General features: G+C 64.0%; 22 protein-coding genes. 11 read left to right on the forward strand and 11 right to left on the reverse strand.

Going from position 1 to position 25,469, the window contains the following annotated elements; all coding sequences use genetic code 11:
• Nucleotide 1: 1 nt before the first annotated feature.
• The 3 genes from JQ611_RS00160 to JQ611_RS00170 all read right to left on the reverse strand — a co-directional run bounded on the left by JQ611_RS00160 (nt 2) and on the right by JQ611_RS00170 (nt 5,112).
• Nucleotides 2-1,804: an ABC transporter ATP-binding protein gene (locus JQ611_RS00160; RefSeq protein WP_212464136.1), complete on the reverse strand. Its 1,803-nt coding sequence runs from the start codon at nt 1,802-1,804 to the stop codon at nt 2-4.
• A 339-nt stretch (nt 1,805-2,143) separates the two neighbouring features.
• Nucleotides 2,144-3,736 (reverse strand): DHA2 family efflux MFS transporter permease subunit, encoded by a 1,593-nt coding sequence (locus JQ611_RS00165; protein ID WP_212269920.1) that lies wholly within the window; start codon nt 3,734-3,736, stop codon nt 2,144-2,146.
• Between the two features lie 44 nt (nt 3,737-3,780).
• Nucleotides 3,781-5,112, reverse strand: a complete 1,332-nt coding sequence (locus tag JQ611_RS00170; protein WP_212464137.1) for an HlyD family secretion protein — start codon at nt 5,110-5,112, stop codon at nt 3,781-3,783.
• A gap of 188 nt (nt 5,113-5,300) precedes the next feature.
• Between JQ611_RS00170 and JQ611_RS00175 the strand changes: the two genes are divergently transcribed.
• The 6 genes from JQ611_RS00175 (at nt 5,301) to JQ611_RS00200 (ending at nt 11,673) form a co-directional block, all read left to right on the forward strand.
• Nucleotides 5,301-5,936 (forward strand): TetR/AcrR family transcriptional regulator, encoded by a 636-nt coding sequence (locus JQ611_RS00175; protein WP_212269922.1) that lies wholly within the window; start codon nt 5,301-5,303, stop codon nt 5,934-5,936.
• A 341-nt stretch (nt 5,937-6,277) separates the two neighbouring features.
• The gene (locus JQ611_RS00180; protein ID WP_212464140.1) at nt 6,278-6,478 is read left to right on the forward strand and encodes a PilZ domain-containing protein; all 201 of its coding nucleotides are present in this window, start codon (nt 6,278-6,280) and stop codon (nt 6,476-6,478) included.
• A gap of 318 nt (nt 6,479-6,796) precedes the next feature.
• Nucleotides 6,797-7,285 (forward strand): peptidoglycan-binding domain-containing protein, encoded by a 489-nt coding sequence (locus JQ611_RS00185; protein ID WP_212464142.1) that lies wholly within the window; start codon nt 6,797-6,799, stop codon nt 7,283-7,285.
• Between the two features lie 118 nt (nt 7,286-7,403).
• The gene (locus JQ611_RS00190; RefSeq protein ID WP_212464144.1) at nt 7,404-8,081 is read left to right on the forward strand and encodes a TetR/AcrR family transcriptional regulator; all 678 of its coding nucleotides are present in this window, start codon (nt 7,404-7,406) and stop codon (nt 8,079-8,081) included.
• Entirely contained in the window at nt 8,078-10,768 is a 2,691-nt protein-coding gene (locus JQ611_RS00195) for a molybdopterin-dependent oxidoreductase (protein ID WP_212464145.1), read from the forward strand. Before JQ611_RS00190 ends, JQ611_RS00195 begins: the two co-directional genes overlap by 4 nt.
• A complete protein-coding gene (locus tag JQ611_RS00200) occupies nt 10,765-11,673 on the forward strand; it encodes a xanthine dehydrogenase family protein subunit M (protein WP_212464147.1) in 909 nt (302 codons plus the stop codon). The genes JQ611_RS00195 and JQ611_RS00200 overlap by 4 nt, the downstream gene beginning before the upstream one ends.
• Nucleotides 11,674-11,823: 150 nt before the next feature.
• Here the strand turns inward: JQ611_RS00200 and JQ611_RS00205 are convergent, their stop codons facing one another.
• Both JQ611_RS00205 and JQ611_RS00210 read right to left on the reverse strand, forming a co-directional pair.
• The gene (locus JQ611_RS00205) at nt 11,824-13,041 is read right to left on the reverse strand and encodes an extensin family protein (RefSeq protein ID WP_212464148.1); all 1,218 of its coding nucleotides are present in this window, start codon (nt 13,039-13,041) and stop codon (nt 11,824-11,826) included.
• Nucleotides 13,042-13,392: 351 nt separating this feature from the next.
• Nucleotides 13,393-14,295, reverse strand: a complete 903-nt coding sequence (locus tag JQ611_RS00210; protein ID WP_212464149.1) for a DUF2147 domain-containing protein — start codon at nt 14,293-14,295, stop codon at nt 13,393-13,395.
• Between the two features lie 168 nt (nt 14,296-14,463).
• Between JQ611_RS00210 and JQ611_RS00215 the strand changes: the two genes are divergently transcribed.
• The 3 genes from JQ611_RS00215 to JQ611_RS00225 all read left to right on the forward strand — a co-directional run bounded on the left by JQ611_RS00215 (nt 14,464) and on the right by JQ611_RS00225 (nt 17,385).
• Nucleotides 14,464-15,285, forward strand: coding sequence for a DUF2147 domain-containing protein (locus tag JQ611_RS00215; protein WP_212464150.1), 822 nt, complete (start codon nt 14,464-14,466; stop codon nt 15,283-15,285).
• Nucleotides 15,286-15,529: 244 nt separating this feature from the next.
• The gene (locus tag JQ611_RS00220) at nt 15,530-15,850 is read left to right on the forward strand and encodes a hypothetical protein (RefSeq protein WP_249132818.1); all 321 of its coding nucleotides are present in this window, start codon (nt 15,530-15,532) and stop codon (nt 15,848-15,850) included.
• A 179-nt stretch (nt 15,851-16,029) separates the two neighbouring features.
• Nucleotides 16,030-17,385, forward strand: coding sequence for a FecR domain-containing protein (locus JQ611_RS00225; protein ID WP_212464152.1), 1,356 nt, complete (start codon nt 16,030-16,032; stop codon nt 17,383-17,385).
• A 165-nt stretch (nt 17,386-17,550) separates the two neighbouring features.
• Here the strand turns inward: JQ611_RS00225 and JQ611_RS00230 are convergent, their stop codons facing one another.
• The 3 genes from JQ611_RS00230 to asd all read right to left on the reverse strand — a co-directional run bounded on the left by JQ611_RS00230 (nt 17,551) and on the right by asd (nt 19,493).
• The gene (locus JQ611_RS00230) at nt 17,551-18,087 is read right to left on the reverse strand and encodes an NUDIX hydrolase (RefSeq protein WP_212464153.1); all 537 of its coding nucleotides are present in this window, start codon (nt 18,085-18,087) and stop codon (nt 17,551-17,553) included.
• A gap of 247 nt (nt 18,088-18,334) precedes the next feature.
• The gene (locus JQ611_RS00235) at nt 18,335-18,505 is read right to left on the reverse strand and encodes a hypothetical protein (protein ID WP_212266709.1); all 171 of its coding nucleotides are present in this window, start codon (nt 18,503-18,505) and stop codon (nt 18,335-18,337) included.
• Between the two features lie 118 nt (nt 18,506-18,623).
• A complete protein-coding gene (gene asd / locus JQ611_RS00240; protein WP_212464154.1) occupies nt 18,624-19,493 on the reverse strand; it encodes an archaetidylserine decarboxylase in 870 nt (289 codons plus the stop codon).
• Between the two features lie 34 nt (nt 19,494-19,527).
• On the opposite strand from asd, the gene JQ611_RS00245 reads away from it, so the two are divergent.
• Nucleotides 19,528-21,192, forward strand: a complete 1,665-nt coding sequence (locus tag JQ611_RS00245) for an aminotransferase class III-fold pyridoxal phosphate-dependent enzyme (RefSeq protein WP_212464156.1) — start codon at nt 19,528-19,530, stop codon at nt 21,190-21,192.
• 132 nt (nt 21,193-21,324) lie between these two features.
• Here the strand turns inward: JQ611_RS00245 and JQ611_RS00250 are convergent, their stop codons facing one another.
• The 3 genes from JQ611_RS00250 to JQ611_RS00260 all read right to left on the reverse strand — a co-directional run bounded on the left by JQ611_RS00250 (nt 21,325) and on the right by JQ611_RS00260 (nt 23,846).
• Nucleotides 21,325-21,942, reverse strand: coding sequence for a hypothetical protein (locus tag JQ611_RS00250; RefSeq protein WP_212266717.1), 618 nt, complete (start codon nt 21,940-21,942; stop codon nt 21,325-21,327).
• A 120-nt stretch (nt 21,943-22,062) separates the two neighbouring features.
• The gene (locus JQ611_RS00255; protein WP_212464158.1) at nt 22,063-22,752 is read right to left on the reverse strand and encodes a class I SAM-dependent methyltransferase; all 690 of its coding nucleotides are present in this window, start codon (nt 22,750-22,752) and stop codon (nt 22,063-22,065) included.
• A 38-nt stretch (nt 22,753-22,790) separates the two neighbouring features.
• Nucleotides 22,791-23,846: a glycosyltransferase family 1 protein gene (locus JQ611_RS00260; protein WP_212266719.1), complete on the reverse strand. Its 1,056-nt coding sequence runs from the start codon at nt 23,844-23,846 to the stop codon at nt 22,791-22,793.
• Nucleotides 23,847-23,981: 135 nt separating this feature from the next.
• Here JQ611_RS00260 and JQ611_RS00265 point away from each other — a divergent pair, with 135 nt between their 5' ends.
• Nucleotides 23,982-25,382, forward strand: coding sequence for a TAXI family TRAP transporter solute-binding subunit (locus JQ611_RS00265; RefSeq protein ID WP_212464160.1), 1,401 nt, complete (start codon nt 23,982-23,984; stop codon nt 25,380-25,382).
• The last annotated feature ends 87 nt before the right edge of the window (nt 25,383-25,469 follow it).

The raw sequence follows: 25,469 nt of genomic DNA on the forward strand, positions 1-25,469 counted from the left end.
TTTACTCCGCCGCCGTAATGCGGCCGAACTCCGTCGCCTGCCGCTCGAACAGCCCGCGATAGATGCCCCCCGCGCGCGCCGTCAGCATCGCGTGGGTGCCCTGCTCGACGATCTCGCCGCGATCGAACACCAGGATCCGGTCGAGGCTGCGCACCGTCGACAGCCGGTGCGCGATCACAATCGAGGTGCGGCCTTTCATCAGCCGCTCCATCGCCTGCTGGATCAGGCCTTCGGACTCCGAGTCGAGGCTGGAAGTCGCCTCGTCCAGGATCAGCACCGGCGCATCCGCCAGGAACGCCCGCGCCAGCGCGACGCGCTGCCGTTCGCCGCCCGACAGCTTGACGCCGCGTTCACCGACCAGCGTGCCGTAACCCTTCGGCAGCCGCAGGATGAACTCATGCGCGTTCGCCAGCCGCGCCGCCTGCTCGACCGCCGCCATGCTGGCGCCGGGCCTGCCATAGGCGATGTTCTCGGCCAATGATCGATGAAACAGGATCGGCTCCTGCTGCACGATCGCGATCTGGCTTCGCAGCGAATGCTGCGTCGCCTTGGCGATGTCCTGACCGTCGATCAGGATCCTGCCGCCGCCGATGTCGTGGAGCCGCTGCACCAGCTTGACGAATGTCGTCTTGCCCGAGCCGGAACGGCCGACCAGACCGACACGCTCGCCGGCGCGGATGTCCAACGACAGGCCGTCATACAAGGGATCGCGATGTCCGCCGTAATGGAACGTCACGGCGTCGAACACGATGCGGCCGCCCTGGATGTCGATCGGCCTGGCGTCGGGCGCATCCGCTATGCCGATCGGCTCGGCGTGGATCGCGACCAGCTCCTCCATGTCGTTCACCGAACGCTGCAGATTGTTGATGTGCATGCCGACATCACGCAGGTAGGCATGGATGATGTAGTAGCTGGTCAAGACATAGGTGACGTCGCCCGGCGTGGCGCGGCCCGCGATCCACAGCAGGATCGCGCCGCCGATCACGGACGTGCGAAAGCACAGCAGCACCGCGAGCTGCGCCGTCGAGGTGTAGTTGTAGCGTATCCAGGTCCGCCGCACCCGCGTGCGCCAGCGGCCGATCACGCCGGCCAGCCGCCCGTCCTCGCGCGCTTCCGCGCCAAAGGATTTCACCACCGCGTTGCAGGTCAGGGCATCCGCCAGCGTGCCGCCGACCTTGGTGTCCCAGGCGTTGGAGACGCGCGCGGCAGGGGCGATGTAATTCATCGAGAATGCGATCGTCATCGCGACATAGATCACCGTGCCGACCGCGATGACCGCCCCGAGCGAGGGCCAGTGCAGCCCGAGCAGGATCATCGAGCCCAACAGCACCGTCAGCGACGGCGCCAGCGCCATCAGGATGGTGTCGTTGAGCAGGTCGAGCGCCCACATGCCGCGCGTGATCTTGCGCACGGTCGAGCCGGCAAATGAGTTGGCGTGCCAATCGGTCGAGAAGCGCTGCACCCGCATGAAGGCGTCGCGCGACACGTCGGACATGATCTTCAGCGTGAACGGCACGATCGCCTGCAGGCCGATCAGCCGCAGCACCATCGACAGCGCGCCCAGCGCCACGATGCCGCCAAAGGCGATCATCGCCGCGCGGCGCGCAGCCGGATCAGACGCGCCTTGGGTCAGCGCATCGACCAGATGGCCGGAGAACAGCGGCATGAACAGGTCGGCTGCGGTCGCGCCCAGCAAACCGCCGGCAACAACGCTGGCGCGGGCGGGCTGTTCGAGCCAGTGCCGGAACACGAACGGGATCACCACGCGTATCGCCGCGGGACGCTTGCTGGTTTGAACGGTCATGGCCTCATCCGGCACCGCGTTCTGCGCACGCCGGCTCCATTTGAAGGACGCAAGGAACGGCACAGGACCGAACGCAAGCGTCGTTGAAAAAATCGGTAACTCGTTGGGAAGCTTGGGATGATCGGGACGTCAGGCCCGGTCAGCGCTGGCGGAATTGGGCCTCAAAGGCCCGGTACGGCGCCCAGCAGAGGCATCGAACGCGAGCGGGCGGTCTGCGAATAAGACGAAATCATGCAAATCCTCCCCGGTTCGAGCGACAATGCGCACGCTTATAAATGCATCACGGGTGATTTGCAATATGACAACCGCGTGAGCGCGCGAAATCAATCAACGCTAAGTTCAGTGCCCTGGGCCGCCGCCCGCCTGCCACGCCGGCGGCTTGTTCAGCAGCACGACCAGAAGGCTGAGGCCGACATAGAACACGGCGAGCATGAAGAAGGCGTCGCCGAACCCCATCACGACAGCCTGGCGGTGGACGATCTGCGATAATTGCTTCATCGCCATCCGCGCGGCGTCGCCCATGCCCTGCATGCGCTGGGTAAACATGTTGAGCGTCTCTACCGCGGTGGCGTTGCCCCAATTGACGCGTTCGTGCAGCCGCGAGATGTGCAGATCGGTGCGCTCGTTCAGCACCTGGTTGATCAGCGCGAGCCCCACCGCGCCGCCGAGATTGCGCGTCAGGTTGAACAGGCCGGAGGCGTTCTTGACCCGCTCCGGCGCCAGCGTGCCGAGCGCGATGGTGTTGGTCGGCACCATCGCGAACATCATGCCGACGCCGCGCAGGATTTGCGGGACCAGCAGTTCATAGAAATCATATTCGCGGGTGATCCAGGTCATCAAATAGGAGCCGAGCGCGAAGCTGCAAAGCCCGAAGGCGATGAGGTAACGCATGTCGACCTTAGTCATCAGCCGTCCGACGATCGGCGCGGTGAGGAACATGGCGATCCCGGAGACGAACATGGTCTCGCCGATCATCAGCGCGCTGTAACCGCGCACTTCGGCGAGATAACGCGGATAAACGTAGGTCAGGCCGTACAGCCCGATGCCGACGCAGAACGAAATCAGGCAGCCGATGGCAAAATTGCGGTCGCCGAACGTCCTGATGTCGACGATCGGCTCATGCGCTGTCAGCACACGCCAGAAAAACGCGATCGCCGACACCAGACAGACGGCGGCGCAGATCGCGACCGACGTATCCTGCAGCCATTGATATTGCGGGCCTTCCTCGAGCACATATTCGAGCGAGCCGAGGAAGCCCGCCATGAACAGCAGGCCCCACCAGTCGAAATGTTCGAGCAGCTTGAAGTTCGGCTCGTCGAAATCGACCAGGATCAGCACGCCGATGGTGATGCCGATGCCCGGAATGATGTTGATGAAGAACAGCCAGTGCCACGACATCAGGTCGGTGATGTAGCCACCGACAGTGGGACCAATCGTCGGCGCCAGCGTCGCGACGAGGCCAATGATCGGACCGACGATGTAGAATTTCGAGCGCGGAAACACCGTATAGGCGGAGGCGAACACGGTCGGGATCATGCCGGCGCCGAGAAATCCCTGCAGCGCGCGCCATACGATCATCTGCTCGATCGTCGAGGCGAAACCGCAGAAGAAACTCGCGATGGTGAAGCCGGAGGCGGAGATCGCAAACAGCAGGCGGGTGCCGAACGCGCGCGACAGGAACCCGGACAACGGAATCGCGATCACCTCGGCGATCAGATACGAGGTCTGCACCCACGACACTTCGCTCGAGCTTGCCGAAAGCCCGGCCTGGATCTCCGACAGCGATGCCGAGACGATCTGGATGTCCAGGATCGACATGAACATCCCGAACACCATGATGAGGAACGCAAACAGCCGCCGCGGCGGGATGCGCTCGTCCGGCACGCTTGCGGCTGGTATCATCGACGGCGATGCGGTGGTGGCGTCTGCCATGATCTGCTCAGGACGCGCGCCGGGCTCCCCCTGCGCTGAAAAAATTACTTCGGATGAAGCATCGGCGACGCGTCGAGGTCGGCCTCGTTGTCCGCATCGGCCGCGCCGTCACGGGTGTTGACGGTGGTGTAGACCGACATGCCCGCGCGCAGCAGGTTTTGCTTCGCGACATCCTTCGGCACGCGGATACGCACCGGCAGCCGCTGCACGATCTTGGTGAAATTGCCGGTGGCATTATCCGGCGGCAGCAGCGTGAACACCGAGCCCGCTGCCGGCGAAATGCTGTCGACCACGGCGGCGAACTTGCGATGGCCGTAGGCATCCACGGAAATCATCACGGGCTGGCCCGGACGGATGCGCTTGAGCTGGGTTTCTTTATAGTTGGCGTCGATGAAGACGTCGTTGAGCGGCACCACGTTGCCGAGCCGCTGGCCGGCCTGGATGTAATCGCCGGTGTTGACGATGCGGTTGGAGAAGGTGCCGTCGACCGGCGCACGCACCGCGGTGAAGGCGAGATCGCGCTCGGCCTTTGCCAGCGTGGTCTGCAACTCCGCCAGCTGGGCGCGGGCCTCGTTCTGCTGCGCCCTGGTCACCTCGACATTGTCGCGCGCGGCATCAAAGGCCGCCTGCGCCGATTTCACCTGCGCCACACCCTGATCGCGGCCGGCTTCGGAAACCTCGAACGTGGCGCGCGAGGCAAAGCCCTTGGTGCTCAGCGCCTGCTGGCGGTCGAAGTCGAGACCTGCGCGCTTCAGCGCCGCTTCCGCCGAGACGAGTTGCGCCTTGGCCTGCTCGACCGCGCTTTCCATCGCCGCCACCTGACGGCCGATGCGGTCGATGGTGGCCTGCTGGGTCGCGATCTTAGTGCGCGCGGCCTCCACGGCGATCCGGTAATCGCCGTCATCGATCTTGTAGATCACGTCGCCGGCGCGAACGATTGTATTATCGACGGGAATGATCGCCGCGATATGGCCCGCGACCCGCGCACCCAGCGTGGTATTGTTGGCACGCACATAGGCGTCGTCGGTCGAGATGTAAAAGCGCCCGATGAATGTGTAGTAGACGCCGTAGCTGACGGCCGCGAGTGCCAGCAACGCGAACACGCCCATCATCACGAATTTGCGCTTGCCGGATTTCGGCGCGGGTTGTGCGGCATTGGCGGGCGGTGCGGCCGGCCTGTCGGTTGCCGGCGCGCCTGGAGCAACTGCCGGCTGGCGCCTGGTTTCTTCCGCAACGTGAGCTCGAAGCTGGTCCGCCAACTGGGCGGGGTCGCGCGCGGCTTCGTCTTCGGCCGTTGCCGCCTCCGGCTCCTGACGAGACGACGCCTCCGGCTGTTGCCGAACGACGCGTGCGGCCTGGTCTCTCGCTGCGGCCATACCCGGCCTCCCCATTACTCATGCACGGTGCAGACGCAGCCGAACCCCGGCCGTGAAGGCATCGTCATTTCCAGAATTAACATTGACCGAACGGTTCGGTCAAGATACATTTGCGTGAAGGGACCATAGATCGAAAGCACCTTCCCGTGCATATGTCCGGTTGAAATCTTTCCCGAGAAGATAAACCAATGGTTGCAGACACGTCGCATACGCTAGATGTCATCGCCGACGAGGATTCCTCGAAGCGCCGCCAGATCCTCGATGGCGCGCGGAAAGTGTTCCTGGATCTCGGTTTCGACGGCGCCAGCATGGGCGAGATCGCGCGCTCCGCCGGCGTCTCCAAGGGAACGCTCTACGTCTATTTCGCCGACAAGCACCGCCTGTTCGAAGCCATCGTCGAGGAAGAATCGATCGAACAGGGCAAAACCGCATTCAATTTCGATCCCGACCGCGACGTAGACATCACGCTGCCGGAATTCGGCCGGGCCTACATCCAGGTGCTTTGTCGTCCCGGCGGCGGCTCGGCGATCCGCACCGTGATGTCGATTGCGGAGCGGATGCCGGAAGTCGGCCGCAGATTTTATGACAATGTGCTGGCCCGCACCGTCAATCGCTTCGCCGCCTATCTTGAGGCGCGGGGACGGCTCGGCGAGCTCTTGATCGACGATTACGAACTGGCGGCCTGGCAGTTCATGCAGATGTGCCAGGCGACGCTGTTTCAGGCTTTCATCTTCCAGGCCAAGCCGTCGCCGTCGCCAGAGCAGATCGCAACCGTCGTCGACAGCGCGACGCGGGTATTTCTGACAGCGTATCGGGCGAAGTAGATCGCAGGTAACCGGCATTCGCTCCAATCCGTCGTCCCGGCGAAGGCCGGGACCCATAGCCACATGTTTCAGTGGCGAAAGTGATTGGAGCTCCAGCTTGGTGCAACATCAGGATTCGGTGGTTATGGGTCCCGGCTCAAGGCCGGGACGACAGTTTCTTCCGAATTGAGTTTTGGAAAACTGCAAACACAATAACTCCGCCCCCGCGCCTTCCCGTTCGTTCAAATTGTCCGCAACTGCAACCAGCGTCCCCTCAGCGCGTTTGATCGGCGGGAGGTATCCGCCATGGCAATTTTCGGTCGAAAGTCCCGGCCCTCTCGCCGGCGAACCAACCAGCCCGCATGGATGTGACCATCGACGGCAGTTTTGCCGCGCGTCAATGCACGGTCATCGACATTTCGGAAGGGGGTGCGCGATTGCGGGTTGAAGACCCGCAATTCGTCAAGCCGCATTTTCATCTGAAATTTGACCGGGCCTCCCCGGGCAGGGCCTGCAAGCTCGCCTGGAAGAAGGGCGACCTGATCGGGATCAAGTTCGTTTAATTGGGCAAAGCAACAATGTAGCCCGGATGAGCGAAGCGACATCCGGGTGTCCGGCCCCTGATCCCGCATGTCGTGGAGCCTGTCATCGGGCGCGCATTCGCGCAACCCGGTGGCTCATGCGGGCTACAGCTGCGGCGACCGCCATCATTGAGTGTCATGCGGTGCAACAATCGACGCCCGCTATGGAACAAGTGTTCCCGCCAGCAGTTGCCAGCGACGAAACCAAAATCGACCTTTGATTCAAAAGCCGGGTTCGTATTTGCACCGACGCAGGCTCTCAAAGCGAAATCATTTGAGAGACTCGGGGAACAATAGGCCATGCGTGTCTTGATCCTAGCCTTGTCGATCCTGGGAATTCTTGTCTGCTCGGATGCTGCCAAGGCCGGGCCAAGCACGACCACGCGCGATCAGGCCGCATCCGTGGATGAGGCGGTCTTTACCGACGAAGCAACGCAGGAAACCGAGGATCGGATCGGCCTCGACAAGCCCAGGCGCCGCGACCTGCAGCGCCGTCTGACCCGTCTCGGCTTCGACACCAGGGCGAACGGAAAGTTCGACGCGCGGACCCGCGCCGTCATCACGCGCTGGCAGGCCGCGCGCGACTATCCCAAGACCGGTTTCCTCAACACGTTGCAGCATCAGGCACTCCTGAACGATTCCGTCTCGACGGCGAACGCCAGCATCCGCGACAACAAGTCCGGCAACGAGCGCCGCGCCCGTCGTCGCGGCGGGGGCGGCGGCGGTCCGGTTGGTGTGATCGGCGGCGTCGTGGGCGGCGTGGTCGGCGGAATTTTCGGACGCCGGTGATCCGTAAATGGTCCTTGAACCCGGCCGCCGCGACCGGCAGCGAGACGTGGGGCAGTTAGCCGCGCCCCAACACAAATCCGTCATTTGACACTTCGTCTAATTTTGTCAAATTCGTCAAATGAAGCCCCGCGACCGCATCCTCGATGCCGCCATGCTGGTGTTCCGCCGGCAGGGGTTTCGGCGCTCGTCGATCGAGCAGGCGGCGGAGGCCGCCGGCCTGACACGTCAGGCGCTCTACCATCATTTCAAGTCCAAGGAAGAGCTGTTCCGCGCCGTGATCGAGCGGCTGCATGAGAACGCGCTGGCCGCCGAGATCGCGGGGCGCGAGGCCACCGAAAAGGCCGGCGGCGGTCTCGCCGACATCCTGATCGCCGAGATCACCGCGCGGATCGGGCAGTTGATCGCGCCACTCGAGGGTTCGCCCCATATCGAAGAGCTGTTCTCCGAGCACCTGCTGCAGGCCCGCGACATCTACCAGAAATATGCCGCGCATTATGCCGCGCAGCTGACGTCCACGATCGAACGCGTCTGCCGCAAGCAACGGCTTGCGATCAAGGGCATGACCGCGTCCGACCTCGCGAGGTGCGTCGAAATGGCGTTCAACGGCACCAAGTCCGCCTATCCGGCGATGCAGCCGGCCGACGCCTTCCTGCGGGATTTCGGCATCATGGTGCGCACGCTGGTTGCCGGCGCCGTGAGCCCGTCGCCGAAGCCGCGTTCAAGAGAAACTGCAAGAAAACCTGCAACAAAACCTGTCGCAAGCAAAACCGCCCGCAAATCAGGAGATCGCAGATGAGTACGATGACGATCAACGGCCGTGTCGCACCCCTGCCCGACGACGTCGACGCCATGCTGATCGATGTGGTTAGAAGTGATCTCGATCTCACCGGCACCAAGCTCGTCTGCGGCGCCGGCGTTTGCGGCGCCTGCACCGTGCTGGTGGATGGCGCGCCGGTGGCGAGTTGCCTGATGCCGGCCCGCGCCGCCGCCGGCAAGACAGTCACCACGGTCGAGGGCATCGGCGCCGAAAAGCTGCACCCGGTGCAGAAGGCGTTCATGGTGCACGACGCGCTGCAATGCGGTTTCTGCACGCCGGGCTTCATCGTCGAGGCCGCGGCGTTTCACGACCACTGGCGCGCAACACGAGGAACGGCAACACCTTCGCGCGATGAAATCGGCGCTGTCCTGTCGGGGCATCTGTGCCGCTGCGGCGCCTATGACGGCATCTTCAGCGCGGTGGCCGCGGCCTGCAGCGGCCAGTTCGACGGCGGCGACATCGTCTCGCCGCGCGTCGAGGCGCGCGACAAGGTGACGGGTGCGGCGAAATACACCGTCGACATCCGTCATGAAGGCCAGCTCGAAGGCGTCATCCTGCGCTCAGAGATCGCGCATGGCAAAATCGCAGAGCTCGACCTCGCGCCCGCGCTGGCGCTGCCGGGTGTCGGCGCCGCGATCTCGCTGCTCGCTGAAGACCGTATCGTCCGCTTTGTCGGCCAGCCCATCGCCGCCGTCGCGGCCAGGGATCGCAAGACCGCGCTGGCAGCGATTGCCGCGATCAAAATATCCAGCGAAAAGCTGCCCTCGGTGATCGGGCTCGATGAAGCCCGCAAGCCCAATGCGCCTGTGGTGTTCGAAAAGGCCGACCGCAAGAAAGCCGGCAACGTCTCCGAAGGCGCCGGTGCGCCGGCGCCGTGGAAGGCGAACATCCGCGGACCGTCAGCTGCGTTCTCGCTCAAGCCGAAGCAAGTCCGAAGCTGGGTCGAACGCGCGCGGCAGGAGAAAAATCCGTTGCTGGTCGAAGGCGTGTTCCGGACCGGCACGCAATCGCATACCTGTCTGGAGCCGCACGCCACAGTCGCGCATTTCGAAGGCGACCGGCTCACCGTGCACGCTTCGACGCAAAGCGTGTTCCATCTGATGGAGCTGATCGCCAAGCGCTACAAGCTCGACCACGACAAGGTCCGCGTCATCGCCGATCACGTCGGCGGCGGTTTTGGGTCCAAGGCCAGCCTCGGCGCGGAGACGACGATCGCGATCGATCTGGCGCGCGCCGCCAACGCGCCGGTCCGCGTCGCCTTCGATCGCCACGAAGAGCTTTCGGTGACCGGCTATCGGCCGGCGTCGGAGGTCAAGCTCGCGCTGCTGCCGTCCGAGCAAGGCGGCCTGAAAGCGCTGTCGCTCACGGCCTACGCCGACACTGGCGCCGCGATCAATTCCACCATCGCCACCCTGGCACGGCTGATCTATCCGGCTGATGGCAAGGAGCTCGCCGATTTCGACGTCATCAGCAATTTGCCGCCGGGGGCGGCGTTTCGCGGCCCCGGCGGACCGCCGATGGCGTTCGCGGTGGAGCAGGCGATCGACGAAGCCGCGCTGCGGATGAAGGTCGATCCAATCGAGCTGCGCAAACGTTGGGATACCGATCCCAACCGCCGGCGGCTTTATGAATGGGCGCAAGGGCTCGACGTCTGGCGCAACCGGAAGTCACCGGCCGAGCAGACCGGCCGCTATCGCCGCGGCGTCGGCGTCGCCGCCGGATACTGGCTTTATCTCTGGCAGCCCGGCTCGAAGGTCGAAGTATCGGTCAAGGGCGGCCGCCTGATCGCGAGTACGGCGATCCAGGATATCGGGACCGGCAGCCGCACCGTGATCGCCAATACGGTGGCGCGCGAATTCGGCCTCGAACCGCATGAGGTCGAGGTTCACATCGGCGATTCCAAGCTGCCGGTAGGCCCGGGCTCGGGTGGCAGCCGCACCACGGCCTCGGTGGTGCCGCCGACATTGCTCGCGATTCAAAAGCTCAAGGCCGCGATCGAGAAGAATGCAAAACGAAAGCCGGCGCCGGGCTCGAATGCGCCGTGGCGCGAATTGCTGGCGGCGTCGCCCGACCTCACCGCATCAGGCGTGCGGCCGGAGGACAGCAGGCAGATGGCGCCGGGCGTTGAGTCGCCGCTGAAGCAGGTGGGGATTCTGGGCTGGATCTTCGGCAAGATGATGCGCTGGATGTCCAACATGGTGATCGGCGCCGGCGTGCCAAGTTCAGTGCAGGTGATCGAGGTCGAAGTCGATACCTGGCTCGGGCATGTCCGCGTCCTCAACGTCCACACCGGCATTGCGGTCGGCAAGATCGCGGCACCCGCGCTGGCGCGAAGCCAGGCGGCGGGCTCGGTCATTCAAGGCATCGGCTACGCGCTTTACGAAGCGCGCGAGATCGACGGGCGCACCGGCGATACGCTGAGTGGCGGGCTGGAGGATTACCGGATTCCAGGGATAGCCGACACGCCCGTGATCGACGTGCATTTCGACGAAGCCGGTTTCGATCACGTGCTCGGCGGTAGCGTCGGCATCGGCGAGGTCGCCACCGTGCCGACGTCACCTGCGGTCGCCAACGCGATCTACAACGCCACCGGCATCCGGCCGATGGAGTTGCCGATCCGGCCTGATCGCCTGATATCAGCCCTGAAAGGGAGGGCCGCCGCATGACATCAGCCATGACGACCGAATTCCGCGCCGCCGGCACCGACCTTTCCGAACGCCGCCGCAGCGGCGTCTCGAAGGGCCCGCTGATGGATATCGTGCCCGCGTCTGACATCTCGGGCATGAACTGGGGCGCCGACGGCACGCTGCGCATCGGCGCCTACACAACCATCGCTGCGATCGCCGCCGATCGAAGCATCGCCGCGGCCTATCCCGGCATTGCGGCGTCGGCGCAGGGCCTCGCGACGCCGCAGATCCGTCACCTCGCGACGCTCGGCGGCAATATCGCGCAGCGTTCACGCTGCTGGTATTTTCGAAATCCGCATATCGCCTGCCTGAAGAAGGGCGGCACCGATTGTCCCGCCCGCAACGGCAATCACCTCTATCATGTCGCCTTCGATCTCGGCCCCTGCGTCGCACCGCATCCTTCCACGATGGCGGCCACACTGCTCGCTTATGACGCGACCATCATCACCTACACGCGAAGCGGCCTGTCGATCCCGGACGTGCTGGGCGACGGCTCCAACGGCACCGTCGACAATTTGCTGCAGCCGGGCGAGATGATCCGGGGAATTGAACTGCCCAAGCCCTTGGAAGGCGAGCGCGCGTTCTACAAGCGCGCGATCAGCCGCTCCTATGCGGAATGGCCGCTGGTCGAAGTCTGCGCCCGCGCGGTCATCAAGGACGGCGCGTTCCAGTTCATCCGCCTCACCGCCGGCGGCATCGCGCCGGTGCCGCTGCGGCTAAAGGCGGCGGAAGGCGCCGTGCAAGGCAAGGCGGCCAATGCGTTGAACATTGAAGTGGCCGCCAAGCTTGCGACCTCAGGCGCAAAGCCGTTGCCGATGACGGGCTACAAGCTCGATCTGCTGGAAGGCGTGGTGCGCGATGTGCTGGAGAAGTTGGGGGCGTAAGCAGGCTGAGCCTTCAACAAACGGTGTCATACCCGCGCATGCGGGTATCCAGTACGCCGCGGCCATTCGGTTCTATCGCTGACGTCTCTGGAATACTGGATCGCCCGCTCCAGTGCGCAATTGCGCACAAGGCGGGCGATGACAGTGGGCCTAATGGCCGTCGAACTCGTCTTCCTCGTTGACCTTGCTGGAGTGCCGGTGCGCCCTCTTGCCGCCGAGCGAACCCGTCGTCCAGGGCTCGCGCGATGAAGCGTAGGGACTGCGCCCTCCGGCCCTACCCGCGACTTGGTCGCCGGACACCGCAGCCGGCTGGCAGATCACCCGCCCGCTGGAGCGGCGCATCAGATCGACATGGATGTGGTCCTCGTGGTGACGGTTGGAGCCTGGCGCCAGCACGGTGTTGAACTGCTGGCAGGCGCTCGCCTGCACGTCGCGCAGAAAGCCCTGCTCTTCCGGCATGCCGCGCCAGCCGCCCTTCACCGTCACGCGCCGGCCATCGGCCAGCGTAAAGGAGGCGATATCGAGCGCGTTGCCAAAAGCGTGTTCGGAAATATGCGAATTCGGATTGCCGTTCATGCCGCGGCAGGAATAGGCGGAGATCTGCCTGATCTCGACCACGCGCACGCCGAACCAGCGCTGAGCGGCCGGCTGCACCGAATCGGCGAGCCAGCGGTCGAGCACCGAGACGATCGGACAGGCCAGCGTCGCGGTCGGTTTGATCGCGACCGGCCCCACCGTGTTGACGGGATCGCCCAGCGTCGGCCCGAGCCGCGGCGGCGCGGCGGCTGGCGCCTGCGAATAGGGTGCCGGCGAATAATTCGGGGATGACGGGTAGCGGTCGCGCGGCGGATAAGAAGGCGCGGCCATATAAGAGCCGCCGCCGCGCGGGTCGCGCGATTGCGGCGCGCCTTCGGCCGGCAGATCGATTTCGTCGTCCTGCTGGGCCACGCCCGGCGCGGTCAGCGAGACCGGCCCGTTGGACGGCGCGCCATAGCTCGGCTGGCGCAGTGCCGTATCGGAATAGGTCTGCGACGGTGCGGCGGCAGGCGCCGGCCGGACCGGCCAGCGCGGCTGGTTGCCGATAGCGCGGGGCGGCCGCAACTCGTCGGCAAAACCGAAACTCGGGCTGCCCTCGCCGAGGGCTGCGACTTTCAGCGGAAATTGCGCGCCACAGGCGCCGGGACCGGAAATCGGGTCAATCCGGACCAGTTCGGGGGTCTCCTTGACCGCACCGGATTTCAGGCATGCGACCTCGGCCTCGGCCCGCCACGGTTCACGCTCGGCGGACTGAAACAGTCCGCGGCCGCAACCCGCCAAGGAGACAAGGACGAAGGAGCCGACGAGATACAAACGAACTCCGCGCGTCATCCGCGCACGTTCGGCGAATTTATTTAAGAAGTCTTCAACACGTTGATTTCATGAATCATTTACCATGCTTGCTGGAACCACCGGCTGTGGACAGGGCCGGGATGGACAGCAACGCTGACTTGTTTGGGCCGGGAACGCTTTGTTAGCCTGAAGCGTTATGAGCGGGCACGACGTGAACCAAGGGAGTATTCCCATGACCATGGTTAGCAGACTGAGCGTTGTAACCGCGTATCTCGCATTCGCCTTCGTCGGCGCCATTGTGATCGGCGTGTTCTAGGCTTCCGCTTCTTGAAGCCAATCGAAAACTGTTCGCCCGGTGGTCGCTCCACCGGGCATTTTCATGCGTGATGACTACGACCGCGGCTCCACAAAAGTCTGCCGCGACGACATCAGGCTTTCGTTCCCTGTCGTAATCCGGCGCCAGTTGTTGCCCGAGCAGTAGAAGCGGCCGAGCGCGCAGGCTTCGACGCGCAGCGTGTTCTGGCCTTTCATATCCATGGTGCCGTAATAGGTGTCGCCGCTGGCTTGGCTGTAGACGCTGCCGGTCCACTGCTTCTCGCTCTTCGGCTTCATGTTGATCAGGACGGCCTCGCCCTTGTCGTTGGAGGACGAATTGAGCACGTAGCCGCACAGCGCGTTGCCGCATTTGGCGATACGAACCGATCCCTTGCCTTCGGTCTGCCAGTCTCCAACAGGCGTGTCGGCATCGTCGGCGAAATCATTCGAGACACGCGAAATCTGCGGCACGGCCACCGGCGCCGGGCGCACCGGCTCGGCCGGCTTCGCAACCGGTGGTGCAGGCGGTGGCTGCGGCGGTGGCGCGGGCGGAACAGCGAGTGTTGCCGGCGGAGCGGGCGACTGCGGCGCAGGCACGATTTGCGTCGCGGCGGCGGCCGGCCTGTACACGGCCGGCGGCGGAGCGGCAACGGATTGAACCGGGGGCGGAGCTACCGCCGGTGCGGTTGGTAATGTCCTCGTTGACTCGCTGATCCTGCGATCATCGCGATAGCGATCATCGTCGTTGTAACGATCACGGTCGTCATAACGACCTCGGTCGTCATAACGACCTCGGTCATAACGACTTCGGTTACGCGAGGTGCCCGAAATCGAAACCGAGGCGCAGGAGGTCGAACGGCAATATCTGGACGCGTCGATCTGGATGCGATGGCCACCGACCACGAATGAAATCGAGTCACCCGCATACGCGGACGGACTGAGCAGCATCAGCGCGGCGAGAAAACAAAGGCGCTTCATCGGACCCTCCCCGGGTTGAGCGCACAAGCTAGGCCGCGGCCGGTTCCCCTGGATGTGATTTGAGTCACCTGGGTTCCCCGTGACCTACGTCACAGAAGGCGAACCCGGCCGGGCATAGGGTCTGCGCAAGTTCATCGCCAACCAATTCAAGCCGCCCAGGAGGCTCTCATGAAGAAGCTCTACATCCTCGCAGCCCTGCTGTTGGCCACCACCTCGGCCCATGCCGGAGGCATCTCGTTCCAGATCGAAGGCCAGCGCGTCCGCATCGAAGCGCCGCGCGGTTGTGCCTCGCTGTCCTGCATCAACATCACGGCGCCCGGCTTCAAGGGCCTCAAGTCCAACCGCTACGACGACGATGACGATGTCGCGCCGGCGCCGGCACGACCTGAATACAGCGGCTCCAAGCGCTACAATGATGATTACGCGCCGGCGGCCGGGAAGCCCCGTTACAACGGCTACCAGCCCAAGCGCTACAACGACGATGACTACGCGGCAGCGCCTCCAAGGCAGGACCGCCCTCCGGCCCCGGCTCCTGACCAGGCGGCGGCCCCTGCCCCTGCCCCGGCTCCGACCACCTACGCCGCCGCGCCTCCGCAAACCGACGTCGCACCACCGGCACCCGCGCCGGCTGCCGAGCCGGCTCCAGCCAGGTACTCAGCGCCTGCTCCGGCTCCGGCTCCGGTTGACGCTGGCCCCGCGTCCGATCCGAACTCGCCGATCGGCGTCTGGGCCACCGAAGAGAACAAGGGCAATGTCCGCATCGAGCAGTGCGGCGACAATCTCTGCGGCTATGCCGTCAAGACCGGCGAAAAGATCCTGATCAACATGAAACCGCAGGGCTCGAAGTGGGCCGGCCGGATCAACGATCCCGACAGCGGCCGCAAGTACGACTCGACGATGTCGATGAAGAGCAACGGCTCCCTCCGCGTGCAGGGCTGCGCCTTCGGCGGCATGTTCTGCGGCGGCCAGACCTGGAAGCGCGTGAGCTGATATTTCTTCGAGCTGGACGTGCAAGGGCCTCGTGACACGTCACGGGGCCCTTTTCGGGTTTCCATTCGTTAACGACTCCTTACTCGCGATAGACGACGAAACAATTCTCCGCGCGACGAAACCGTTTTGGTCCCGCGACGAAGAAATCCCGAAACCAAGCCCGCGTAGTTCTCTTGCCCAACGAGGCGCCACCCGGCGCGCAACTCGGGCGCACCACTCACCAAACATGCAAGAGGGACACTCCATGGCTTTCGCACGCTCCACCATCCGTAACTGCCAATTGCTGATCGCGACCACGCTTGCATTCGGGATGCTGACCACCGTTTCCGTGGCGCATACGCCAGAGCAGGAGCAGATGTGCGCCGGCGACGCGATGCGGCTGTGCGGAGCGGAAATTCCCGATGTTGATCGCGTCACCGCCTGCATGATCCGGCAGCGCGCGTCGCTGAGCGACGGTTGCAAGGCCGTGTTCCGTTACGAGCCCCCGGCCGCGACACCCGTCAGCTACGCGCCGTCGGCCAAGCCGTCGAAGCCGCTGAACCTGACCCCGCACAAGCGCGGCTGATCAACACTCTATGTAAGATAAGAAAGCGCCATGCCCGGGGATGCCGGACGTGGCGCTTGTCCGTTTTGCCTGACCATGACAACAAGGCGGAAACGTTCATCCCGCATTCAGCCCGGCAGCGCTGAAATCGCGGCGCCGCTCCTCGCCCTCGTCTCTCCCTGTTCCCGGAACTCCCCTTGATGCCGCGCCGGTTGCGATTCGCGCTTCTGCTGTTGGTTTGCGGCACGCTGTTTGGCGCGACGAACGGTTTCGCTGGCCCCTCCGTCACAGCAAGATCGGCGCAAGCCGCACCCGCGCAGCCTGCGGCGCCGGCGCAGGCTGCGCCCGATCCGGCGGCTCCCGCGGCCGACGCACAACAGGCCGCGGAAGAGCCGATCGGCAATGTCGCGACCGTGACCGGCAGCGCCAGCGTTATCCGCAACAACGAGACCACACCGCTCAAGGTCAAGGACGACATCTATTTGAACGACGTCGTGCAGACCGGCGCAAAGTCCTCGCTCGGCATCACCTTCAGCGACGCCACCACCTTTAACCTCAAGGCGAATTCGCAGATCACCATCGACAGCTATGTCTATGAGGATGGCGGCAAGCAAAATGCCGGCGTATTCGACGTCGCCAAGGGCACGGTTGCCTTCGTCGCCGCCGCCGTCGCCAAGACCGGCGACATGAAAATCACCACGCCGACCGCGACGCTGGGCATTCGCGGCACCACCGGCCTCGTCGAGGTGCCGGAAGGTGCGGCCGCCAACAGCCCGAACAACGTCGCCATCAAACTCTATCCCGACGCCGACGGCAGGGTTGGACGCATCGAGGTCAACGACCGCGCCGGCGCGCGGCTGGGTTTCCTCAACCAGGGTTCCAGCGGCTTTACGATAAGTCCCGGCGCGGGCGGCATGCGCTTTGCCGCGGTGCCGCTGACGATTTCGCCGCAACAAATGCAACGCGATCAGGGCTTTGTGCGGCAGGTGCACTCGACGCAAAATCTCGGCCGCCGCGTCTTCAACGAGCAGCGCGATTTCCGCCGCGCCAACCCCGGCTTCAATCGTGGCAACGCACCGCGCCGCGGACCGCAGCAAAACGGATTGCCGGGACAGAACCGCAACGGTCAGCAACCGGGCTTACAGAATCGTCCCAGGCAACAACGATTGCAGAACCGGCCGGGCCAGCCGCAACAGCTGCAGCAACCAGGCTCGCCTAACCGGCAGGGTCGGTCGTTGCAGCGGCCGGGATCGACGCAGCCGGGTACGCCACGGGAGACCGGCTTGCCGCCGCGACCCGGTCAGCCGCAACAACCGGTGACGGCGGGACGACCGGGCGTCCAACAAGGCGCGCCCTCGCAAGCTGGTGGGCCGCAGCGCTTCCAGCAGCCCGGCGGTCAACAACAGGGCGTTCAGCAACCGGGCTTCCGGCAAGGCTCACGGCCCGGCGGTTTGCAGGCTGCGCCCGGTGTGCTGCGGCAAAGTCAGCCAGCTCGGCCAGTGCCGGGGCGCGCGCCGCCGCCAAGAGGAAGCAAGCCGCCGAAGGACGTGCGGTAGGTGAGGCCTAACCTTGCCCCGCTTGCGGGGAGAGGTCGGATTGCGAAGCAATCCGTACCGGTCTCTCAACAGTCATTGCTGGGAGAGAGGCCCCTCACCCCAACCCTCTAAGAGCGAGCTTCGCTCGTCTCGACCCCGCAAGCGTGGGGCGAGGGAGTCCAAGGATCACGCTGCGCGTCGAAACCAGTCCCGCATTTTCTGCACGAGGCTGCGTCGATCCCGCACTTCGCTGATCGCTTCAATTTGGATTGGCTCCGGGGTACGAGCAACCGACATCCCGGGCGGCGCGACCCTCCCCGCAGCCATCGCGATCGGCCCGACATTTTCCAGAAACGCCCGCTCATAGCCGCGCGACAGCCGCTCGACCGCATCCGCCAGCGGCAGCCACTCCACCGCCTTCACGTCGCGCATCAGTTTACGGACCGGCTCGGCGCCTGCCTCCATCCGCCAGAAGTGCACGACCTTGGAGCCGCCGCGGGATTCGTAGACCAGCGTACCGAGAAACTCGTGCACGGCGACATCGTGCCCGGTCTCTTCATTGACTTCGCGCTCGGCCGCAGCCCTCGGCGTCTCGCCGCGATCGAGCTTGCCCTTCGGCAGGACCCATTCGTTGCGCTTGCGCAGGCGCACGATCGCGACCAGCGGCGTCGCCGCCCGCCGCAAAACAATGCCTCCCGCCGCCAGCACAGGCGCTCGCGCCATCGCCATCCTCTCCGATCGTCGTTGGAATGCTCCACACATAGAGAATTTCGTACGGCGATGCTACCGTCTCGGTTCGTCAACGCACGATGCAGTTCCAGTGGTCTCGAGACGCCGCATGCAATCCATAACAGGAATCGCCCGCATCTGACGGCCGGCACGCAGCAAAAGAAAAGCCGCCTCACGGCGGCTTCTGTGATTTTGATTTATTGAGCACCGCCGCTGAGTCGCTTCGGCGCTGACAACGCAGTCAGCCCTTACGTGCCATTGTTGTAAGCCCTTCCCCGATTGACTTCAGGGCTTCGGAAAACGCGCTGCCGAACATGGCGCCACCGGAAACGGCCTCAAGCTCACCATCTTTCAAGACCCGCTCGTCCAATGTGCGCTGGTTTCCATTGATCGACTTGCTGGTCTGCGTCATGGCACTGCTCCCTTGTTTGGTGCGGAGGTGTTAGCGGAGCCAAGATAATCGCACGAGGTGTAGCGGTGCCTCGGTGATCCAGCTCACAGTCGCGGCAGTGCCTTGCGGAACACCACAATCATCCCTTTGGCTTCCGCAGCAACGCCTCACCGGCACGAACGCGCGCACCCTCAGCGACATTGTCGGCGAACTCAAAATGCTCCGGCGCCAGCACGATGATGGTCGAGCCGTGCTCGAACCAGCCAAGCTCATCGCCCTTGCGCATGCTGGCGGCGCACGGGAAATCCACCGGCCCCCTGCTCTGCGCGTTGAGAGTCACATCGAGGAAGTGCAGGCGGATGCTGGCGACCAGGATCGCGGCGACCGGCACCAGCGTCAGCGCTTCGCCGGAGGCAAGCCGCGTCTCCAGCACCGCGCGCTCGTTCTTGCAGAACAGCCGCTCCACCCTTTTCAACGCAATGGGATTGACGTTCCAGACGTCGCCATGGATGAACCTCACCCGCTCGATCGTGGCGTCATAGGGCGCGTGAAAACGATGGTACATGCTCGAGGTCAGCCGCAGCGTGAGGTAACGGCCGTTGCGGTGACGCTCCACCAAAGCGGGATCGCCGAGCAGATCCAGCAGCGAATACGGCGCGCCCTTGATCTGGAACAGTCTTGTGTCCTCCATCCGGCCGAACGCGCCGATGATGCCGTCGGAGGGACTGGCGACAACGTTCGGATCCGGGTCGGCGGGGCGCAGGCCCGGGCGTAGCTCGCGGGTAAAGCAATCATGCAGGCTCTTGAACTCGGTCTTCTTCGCCTCCGACAGGTCGAGATCGGAGAACAGCCGCCAGCAGGCGATCGAGGCGTCCCGCACCAGCGGGTTCTCGATCTTGCTGAACCACCCCATGAAACGGGTGATGGCCGCCCGGGGAATCCGGTTGGTCAGCAGGAAATTGAGGTCTTCCTGCTGGGTAAAGGCCGAAATCAGGCCTTTGACTGTCATGAATCTGTTAGCAGGATTAGCTAGCGCTGGTGGCATGGATTCGCCCCTTTCGATTCTGTCGCTGTCCGCCGTTGCGATTGCCGGCGCCGCGGTGACCTTCCCCAAATTGCAGGCGCGGCTGGCGCTTTCGCGCGCCAAACACCGCTCGCTGACCGGACATTCCAAGATGTCCAAGATGGTCGCGCGGCTGGTGCCGCATTACGAATTCGAAATCGGCGACTTCTTCTGTTCCGACGGCGCGCCGGCCGATGTCGCGATGCAACGCCAGGACGGCTTCTTCCGGCTCGCCGGTGTCTATCAGGATCGTTACGCCAAGGGCCGGCAGATGACCGCCGAGGCGGCCGAGCACATTTCCGACCTGCAATTCACCGAAGCCTACCGGGTGCCGTTCCAGTACAGCCGCCTGGTGCGCGAGCATCTTTCCACCAGCGCCTTCGTGGCGTCGTCGGCCGGCGTCACCGTCACCGATGTCGACGGCAATGTTTCCTACGACCTGACCGGCTCGTACGGCGTCAACATCTTCGGCAACGACTTCTACAAGGACTGCATCACCGAGTCGGAAAAGCGCGCGCATGCGCTCGGACCGGTGCTCGGCCCCTATCACCCCGTCATCACCGACAACGTCAAGCGTCTCTGCGAGATTTCCGGCCTCGACGAAGTCTCGTTCCACATGTCCGGCACCGAAGCCGTGATGCAGGCGGTCCGGCTGGCGCGCTACCACACCAAACGCACGCATCTGGTTCGCTTTGCCGGCGCCTATCACGGCTGGTGGGGCGACGTGCAGCCCGGCGTCGGCAATCCCGTGTCGCCGCACGAGACCTATACGCTCGCCGACATGTCGGAGCGGACGCTGCATGTTTTGAACACGCGCCGCGACATCGCCTGCGTGCTGGTCAATCCGCTGCAGGCGCTGCACCCGAACGCCAACGCGCCCGGCGATTCCGCATTGGTCGACAGTTCGCGTTCCGGCAATTTCGACCGCGACGCCTATACCGAATGGCTGAAGAAGCTGCGCGAAGTCTGCACCGAACGCGGCATCGTGCTGATCCTCGACGAGGTCTTTGTCGGCTTCCGCCTCGCCGCCGGCGGCGCGCAGGAATATTTCGGCGTCCGCGCCGACATGGTGACATATGGGAAAAGTCTTGCCGGCGGACTTCCGGTCGGCGTGGTCTGCGGCCGCAAGGATCTGATGCGGCGTTTTCGCGACGATCGCCCCGCCGACATCTGCTTTGCCCGCGGCACCTTCAATTCGCATCCCTACGTCATGACCGCGATGGACGAATTCCTCGGCCGGCTCGCCAGCCCGAATTTCAATTCGGTCTATAGCGGGCTCGACGAGACCTGGAACGCGCGCGCCAAGACGCTCAACGACCGGCTCGCCGCGCAGGACCTTCCGGTGCGCGTCAGCAATCTGTCGTCGATCTGGATGGTGCATTATACCGAGCCGTCCCGTTACAACTGGATGCTGCAATACTATCTGCGCGCCGAGGGGCTGGCGCTGAGCTGGGTCGGCACAGGCCGGCTGATCTTCAGCCTGAACTATACCGATGACGACTTTGCCGCAGTCGCCGACCGCTTCGTCGCCGCCACCGAGAAAATGAAGCGCGACGGCTGGTGGTGGCATGATGCAGGCCTCACCAACAAGAACATCAAGCGGCAGATCCTGAAAGAGATGTTCACGCGAAAGTGGATGCGGTAACTCCGCTCTCTCATTTCTCGTCATGGCCGGGCTTGTCCCGGCCATCCACGTCTTCCTTTGTCTGTCGCCAAGACGTGGATGCCCGGCACGAGGCCGGGCATGACGCGCATTTGATAGATTCAAGATCAACGATCAGGCGTGCTTGACGTGCTTCTCGAGGCCCGGGTCGATCAGTTCGCCCTTCATCAGGGCGATCGGCGCCTTGTAGTAGAGCTTGAGGTCGCTGAACGGGTCGGTCACGATCTTGGTCATCCAGACGAGGCCGGTCTCGACGTCGCGGATGAAGAACAGGTGGATGGTGCGGAACAGAAGCCCGCCGATACCGATCGCCAGCCAGATCTTGGCGACCTGACGCATGAAGTCCGCCGTCGTCTCCCACGGCGCGAACATGCCGAACAGGGTCGGATCGACATACAGCACCAGCGGCGACAGTGCCCAGATCACCATCAGCACGACCTTGCGCTGAAGATTGTAGCCGACCTTGATATCTTCCTTGTGCTCGTGGGTGGCGTGGTTGACGTGGTCATAGCCCTTCGGCTCGAAGAAGAAGTGACCGGCCTGGCGCGACGTCATCGAGACCAGCCAGCCGACCAGCGCCGATACCATCGGATCGATGAACAGCATGACATAGGCGAACAGGAAGCTCATGGCGCTGACGAAGTGCAGCGACTGGTTGATGCGGCTGTGGTGATAATAGCGATGGTCGTCCCAGCGCTGGGTTCGCAGTTCCTGCATGAAGTTCTTGATCATGATCTCCCCCAAATTCTTTCGGGTTAAGGATTAACGGGATTCGATGTCCAGCGTATGACATCACCTAAATGTCATATGAAGCTTCGCGGCGATGCGTTCACGCAGCGCCGCTACGGGGCGCTACGCAGCTTTCGCGACGTCGAGTTTCCGGAAACGCACCAGCGAGAAGTGACCGAGCGGCGGCACCAGGCGGCGCTCCGCCAGCTCCATGCCGGGCGCGCCGGCCAGCCATTGCGCGTAGCGCGACCAGGCGAACTCGGCGGTGCGGAAGCCGAGCGGGCGAACCACCGGCTGCAGGCGCTGCTCGATGAAGCGGCGCACGCCGGCATCCGCACTGACGCGGGTCAGGATGATGAGTTCGCCGCCCGGGCGCAGCACGCGGGCGAATTCGTCGAGCGCCGCTTCCGGGTTCGGAACCGCCGTGACGACGTATTGCGCCATCACGACGTCGAAGGAGTTGTCCGGGAATTCGAGCTTCTCGGCGTCCATGACAGCCAGGCCCTCGACGTTCTTCAGGTTGAGCTCGTCGACGCGCTTCTTGGCCTTCTGCAGCATCGCTTCCGAAATGTCGGTGCCGAAGATGCGCAGATGGGATGCGTATTGCGGCAGCGAGATGCCGGTGCCGACACCGACCTCGAGCACGCGGCCGCCGATCTTGTTGGTGGCCTGAATCGCTGCCTTGCGGCCCTTGCTGAACACGCCGCCGAACACGAGGTCGTATACCGGCGCCCAGCGGTCGTAGGCCTGCTCGACCGTCTCGCGGTCGAAGTCCAACGCCCTGGTGCCGTCAAGCTTGATGATGTCTGCCATGGTCTGCCTTCTCGTCTCTCTTCAAAAAGTACATTGAACTAACCCTGTACGGCGCTGGTGCCGGGGATGCGGCGCGCCGGCAGCGTGGCGCGGCTGGGCTGCAGCGCGGCCAGATTGCCGATGAATTGACGGGCGCTGTTTTCCCAGGAACGCCCGAGCGCAAAGTTCCGGCAGGCCTCGCGCGACATCGTCAGCGCGCGCAGACAGGCGCTGCGCAGATCCCCGTCCAGCGCGCCGATCGGATGATCGGCGATGACGTCCAAAGGCCCGGTGACCGGAAACGCCGCAACCGGCGTGCCGCAGGCGAGCGCTTCCAGTTGCACCACGCCAAAGGTGTCGGTGAGGCTCGGAAACACAAAGACATCGGCGGCGGCGAGATGCGACCTGAGATCCTCGCCCTTCTTCTCACCGAGGAAGACGGCGTGTGGATATTTCTGCGCCAGCTGCGCCCGCTGCGGCCCGTCGCCGACCACGACTTTCGTTCCCGGCAGATCGAGCGCGAGAAACGCCTCGAGATTCTTTTCAACGGCAACGCGGCCCATGGTCATGAAGATCGGCCGCGGCAGGTCGATCGTGGCCGGACTTTCAGGCGAGAACAAATCGGTGTCGACGCCGCGGGTCCAGAAGCCAAGCTTGCGAAAGCCGCGCTCGCTCAGCTCCTGCCGCAATGAGGCGGTCGCGACCATCGTGGTCGACGCCGCCGCATGAAAATGCCGCAGCAAAGCGTAGCCGACGCTGGCCGGGATCATGGTGCGGACCGCGACATATTCCGGGAAGCGCGTGGTGTAGGACGTGGTGAACGCGAGCTTGTGGCGGCGGCAATAGCCGCGCACCGCCCAGCCGATCGGGCCTTCGGTCGCGATATGTATAGCCTCGGGCGCCGCCGCCTCGATCCGGCGCGCGATCTCGCGGCGGTTCGGCAGCGCGATGCGCAAGCCGGGATAGGTGGGAACGCCGACGGACGGAAATCCGTCGGGGGTCAGGAAGCTGATCTCGGCGTCAAGCTTGGACGCACTGCGCGCCAGCGAGGTTAACGTCCGGACCACACCATTCACCTGCGGATGCCAGGCGTCGGTTGCTATCAATACCCGCATGTCGGGACCCCGGGGTTATCCATGATTCTCACTTCCCGACGTTGGTTCATGGATATTTCAAGCGTATGACGTCATCGATCTGTAAGGATGTTTTTCCCGTCGCCCCGGCGCTTTTTCGTGTAACGTGACAGTACGATGTCAAACCCGAACGCAAATTCCGCTCCATCCCGCCCGCGTCGGAAGCGAAAGAACTATGCGCTGCTGGTCCTCGCCGCCGGAATTTTCGTTTTCGGCGCCGCCGCCGCCACGCTTTATTATCTGTTGCAGCCGACCACCTTGCGGATCGCGGTTGGCCCTCCCGGAAGCGACGATCAGAAACTGATCCAGCTGATGGCGCAGACCTTCGCGCGCGATCACAGCTCGGTTCGGCTGTCGCTCGTTTCGACCCCGGGCGCGGCCGAGAGCATCGCGCTGTTCAATACCGGCAAGGCCGACCTTGCGGTGGCGCGCGGCGATCTGAACCTGCCGGCCAACGCCGAGTCGGTCGCCATCCTGCGCAAGAACGTCGTCGTGCTGTGGGCGCCGTCAGGCATCGCGCCGAAGGGCTCGAAGAAAACGCCGGTGGCCAAGATCAAGAGCCTCGACGAACTCGCCGGACATCGCGTCGGCGTCGTCGGACGAACGGAGGCCAACGTCAAGCTGCTGCGCACGATCCTGACCGAGGCCGGAATCAAGGTCGACAAGGTGACGATCACCCAGTTCGGCGTCAATCAGCTCGCCGAGATGGCGCGCGACCAGGCCGTCGACGCGTTCATGACGGTCGGCCCGCTCAACAGCAAGATCACCGTCGACGCGATCAACGCCACCGTAGCGGTCCGGGGCGAACCGAAATTTCTCCCGATCGAGGTGTCGGAGACGATTGCGAAGAAGCACCCGGTCTATGAAGCCGAGGAAATTCCCGGCAGCATCTTCGCATCGTCGCCGGCGCGCCCCGAAGACAAGATCGATACCGTCAGCGTCAACCATTTGATCATCGCGCCGAAGACGCTGTCCGACACCGCGGTCGGCGCGCTCGCCCGCCAGATCTTTACCCACCGCCAGCAGCTCGCACGCGAATTGCCGAGCGCCGCGCAAATCGAGAAGCCCGACACCGACAAGGACGCCGCCTTGCCGGCGCATCAGGGCGCCGCCGCCTATATCGACGGCAACGAGCGCACGTTCCTCGAAAGAAATACCGACTATCTCTGGTTCGCGATCATGGTGTTCTCGGGCATCGGCTCGGCATGGGCATGGCTGCAGCATTACTGGAAGCGGGAAGAGCGCGAGCAATATTCCGAGCATCGCGACAATCTGCTCGACCTGATTTCGAAGGCGCGCATGGCTGAAACGCCCGAAGAATTGTCCGAGATGCAGGGCACGGCGGATGCGCTGTTGCGCGAGGCGCTCGACTGTCACGAGGACGGTGCGATTGAGGACGGGGATTTGGCCGCGATCGGTCTGGCGCTCGAACAATTCCACCATGCGGTGGCGGACCGCCGCGCCATGATCGGCACGGCCGAACCCGACATGCAGCGGCTGCGGGCGCTGCAGAGCTAAAGCGTTTTCCGGAGAACTTCGGTTCTGATCCAATCAGAACCGAGGTTCTAAGGAACGGCGGCTTTTTCTCTATTTTTTTAATGCTTT

Source organism: Bradyrhizobium sp. AUGA SZCCT0182, assembly GCF_018130185.1.
GTDB lineage: Bacteria > Pseudomonadota > Alphaproteobacteria > Rhizobiales > Xanthobacteraceae > Bradyrhizobium.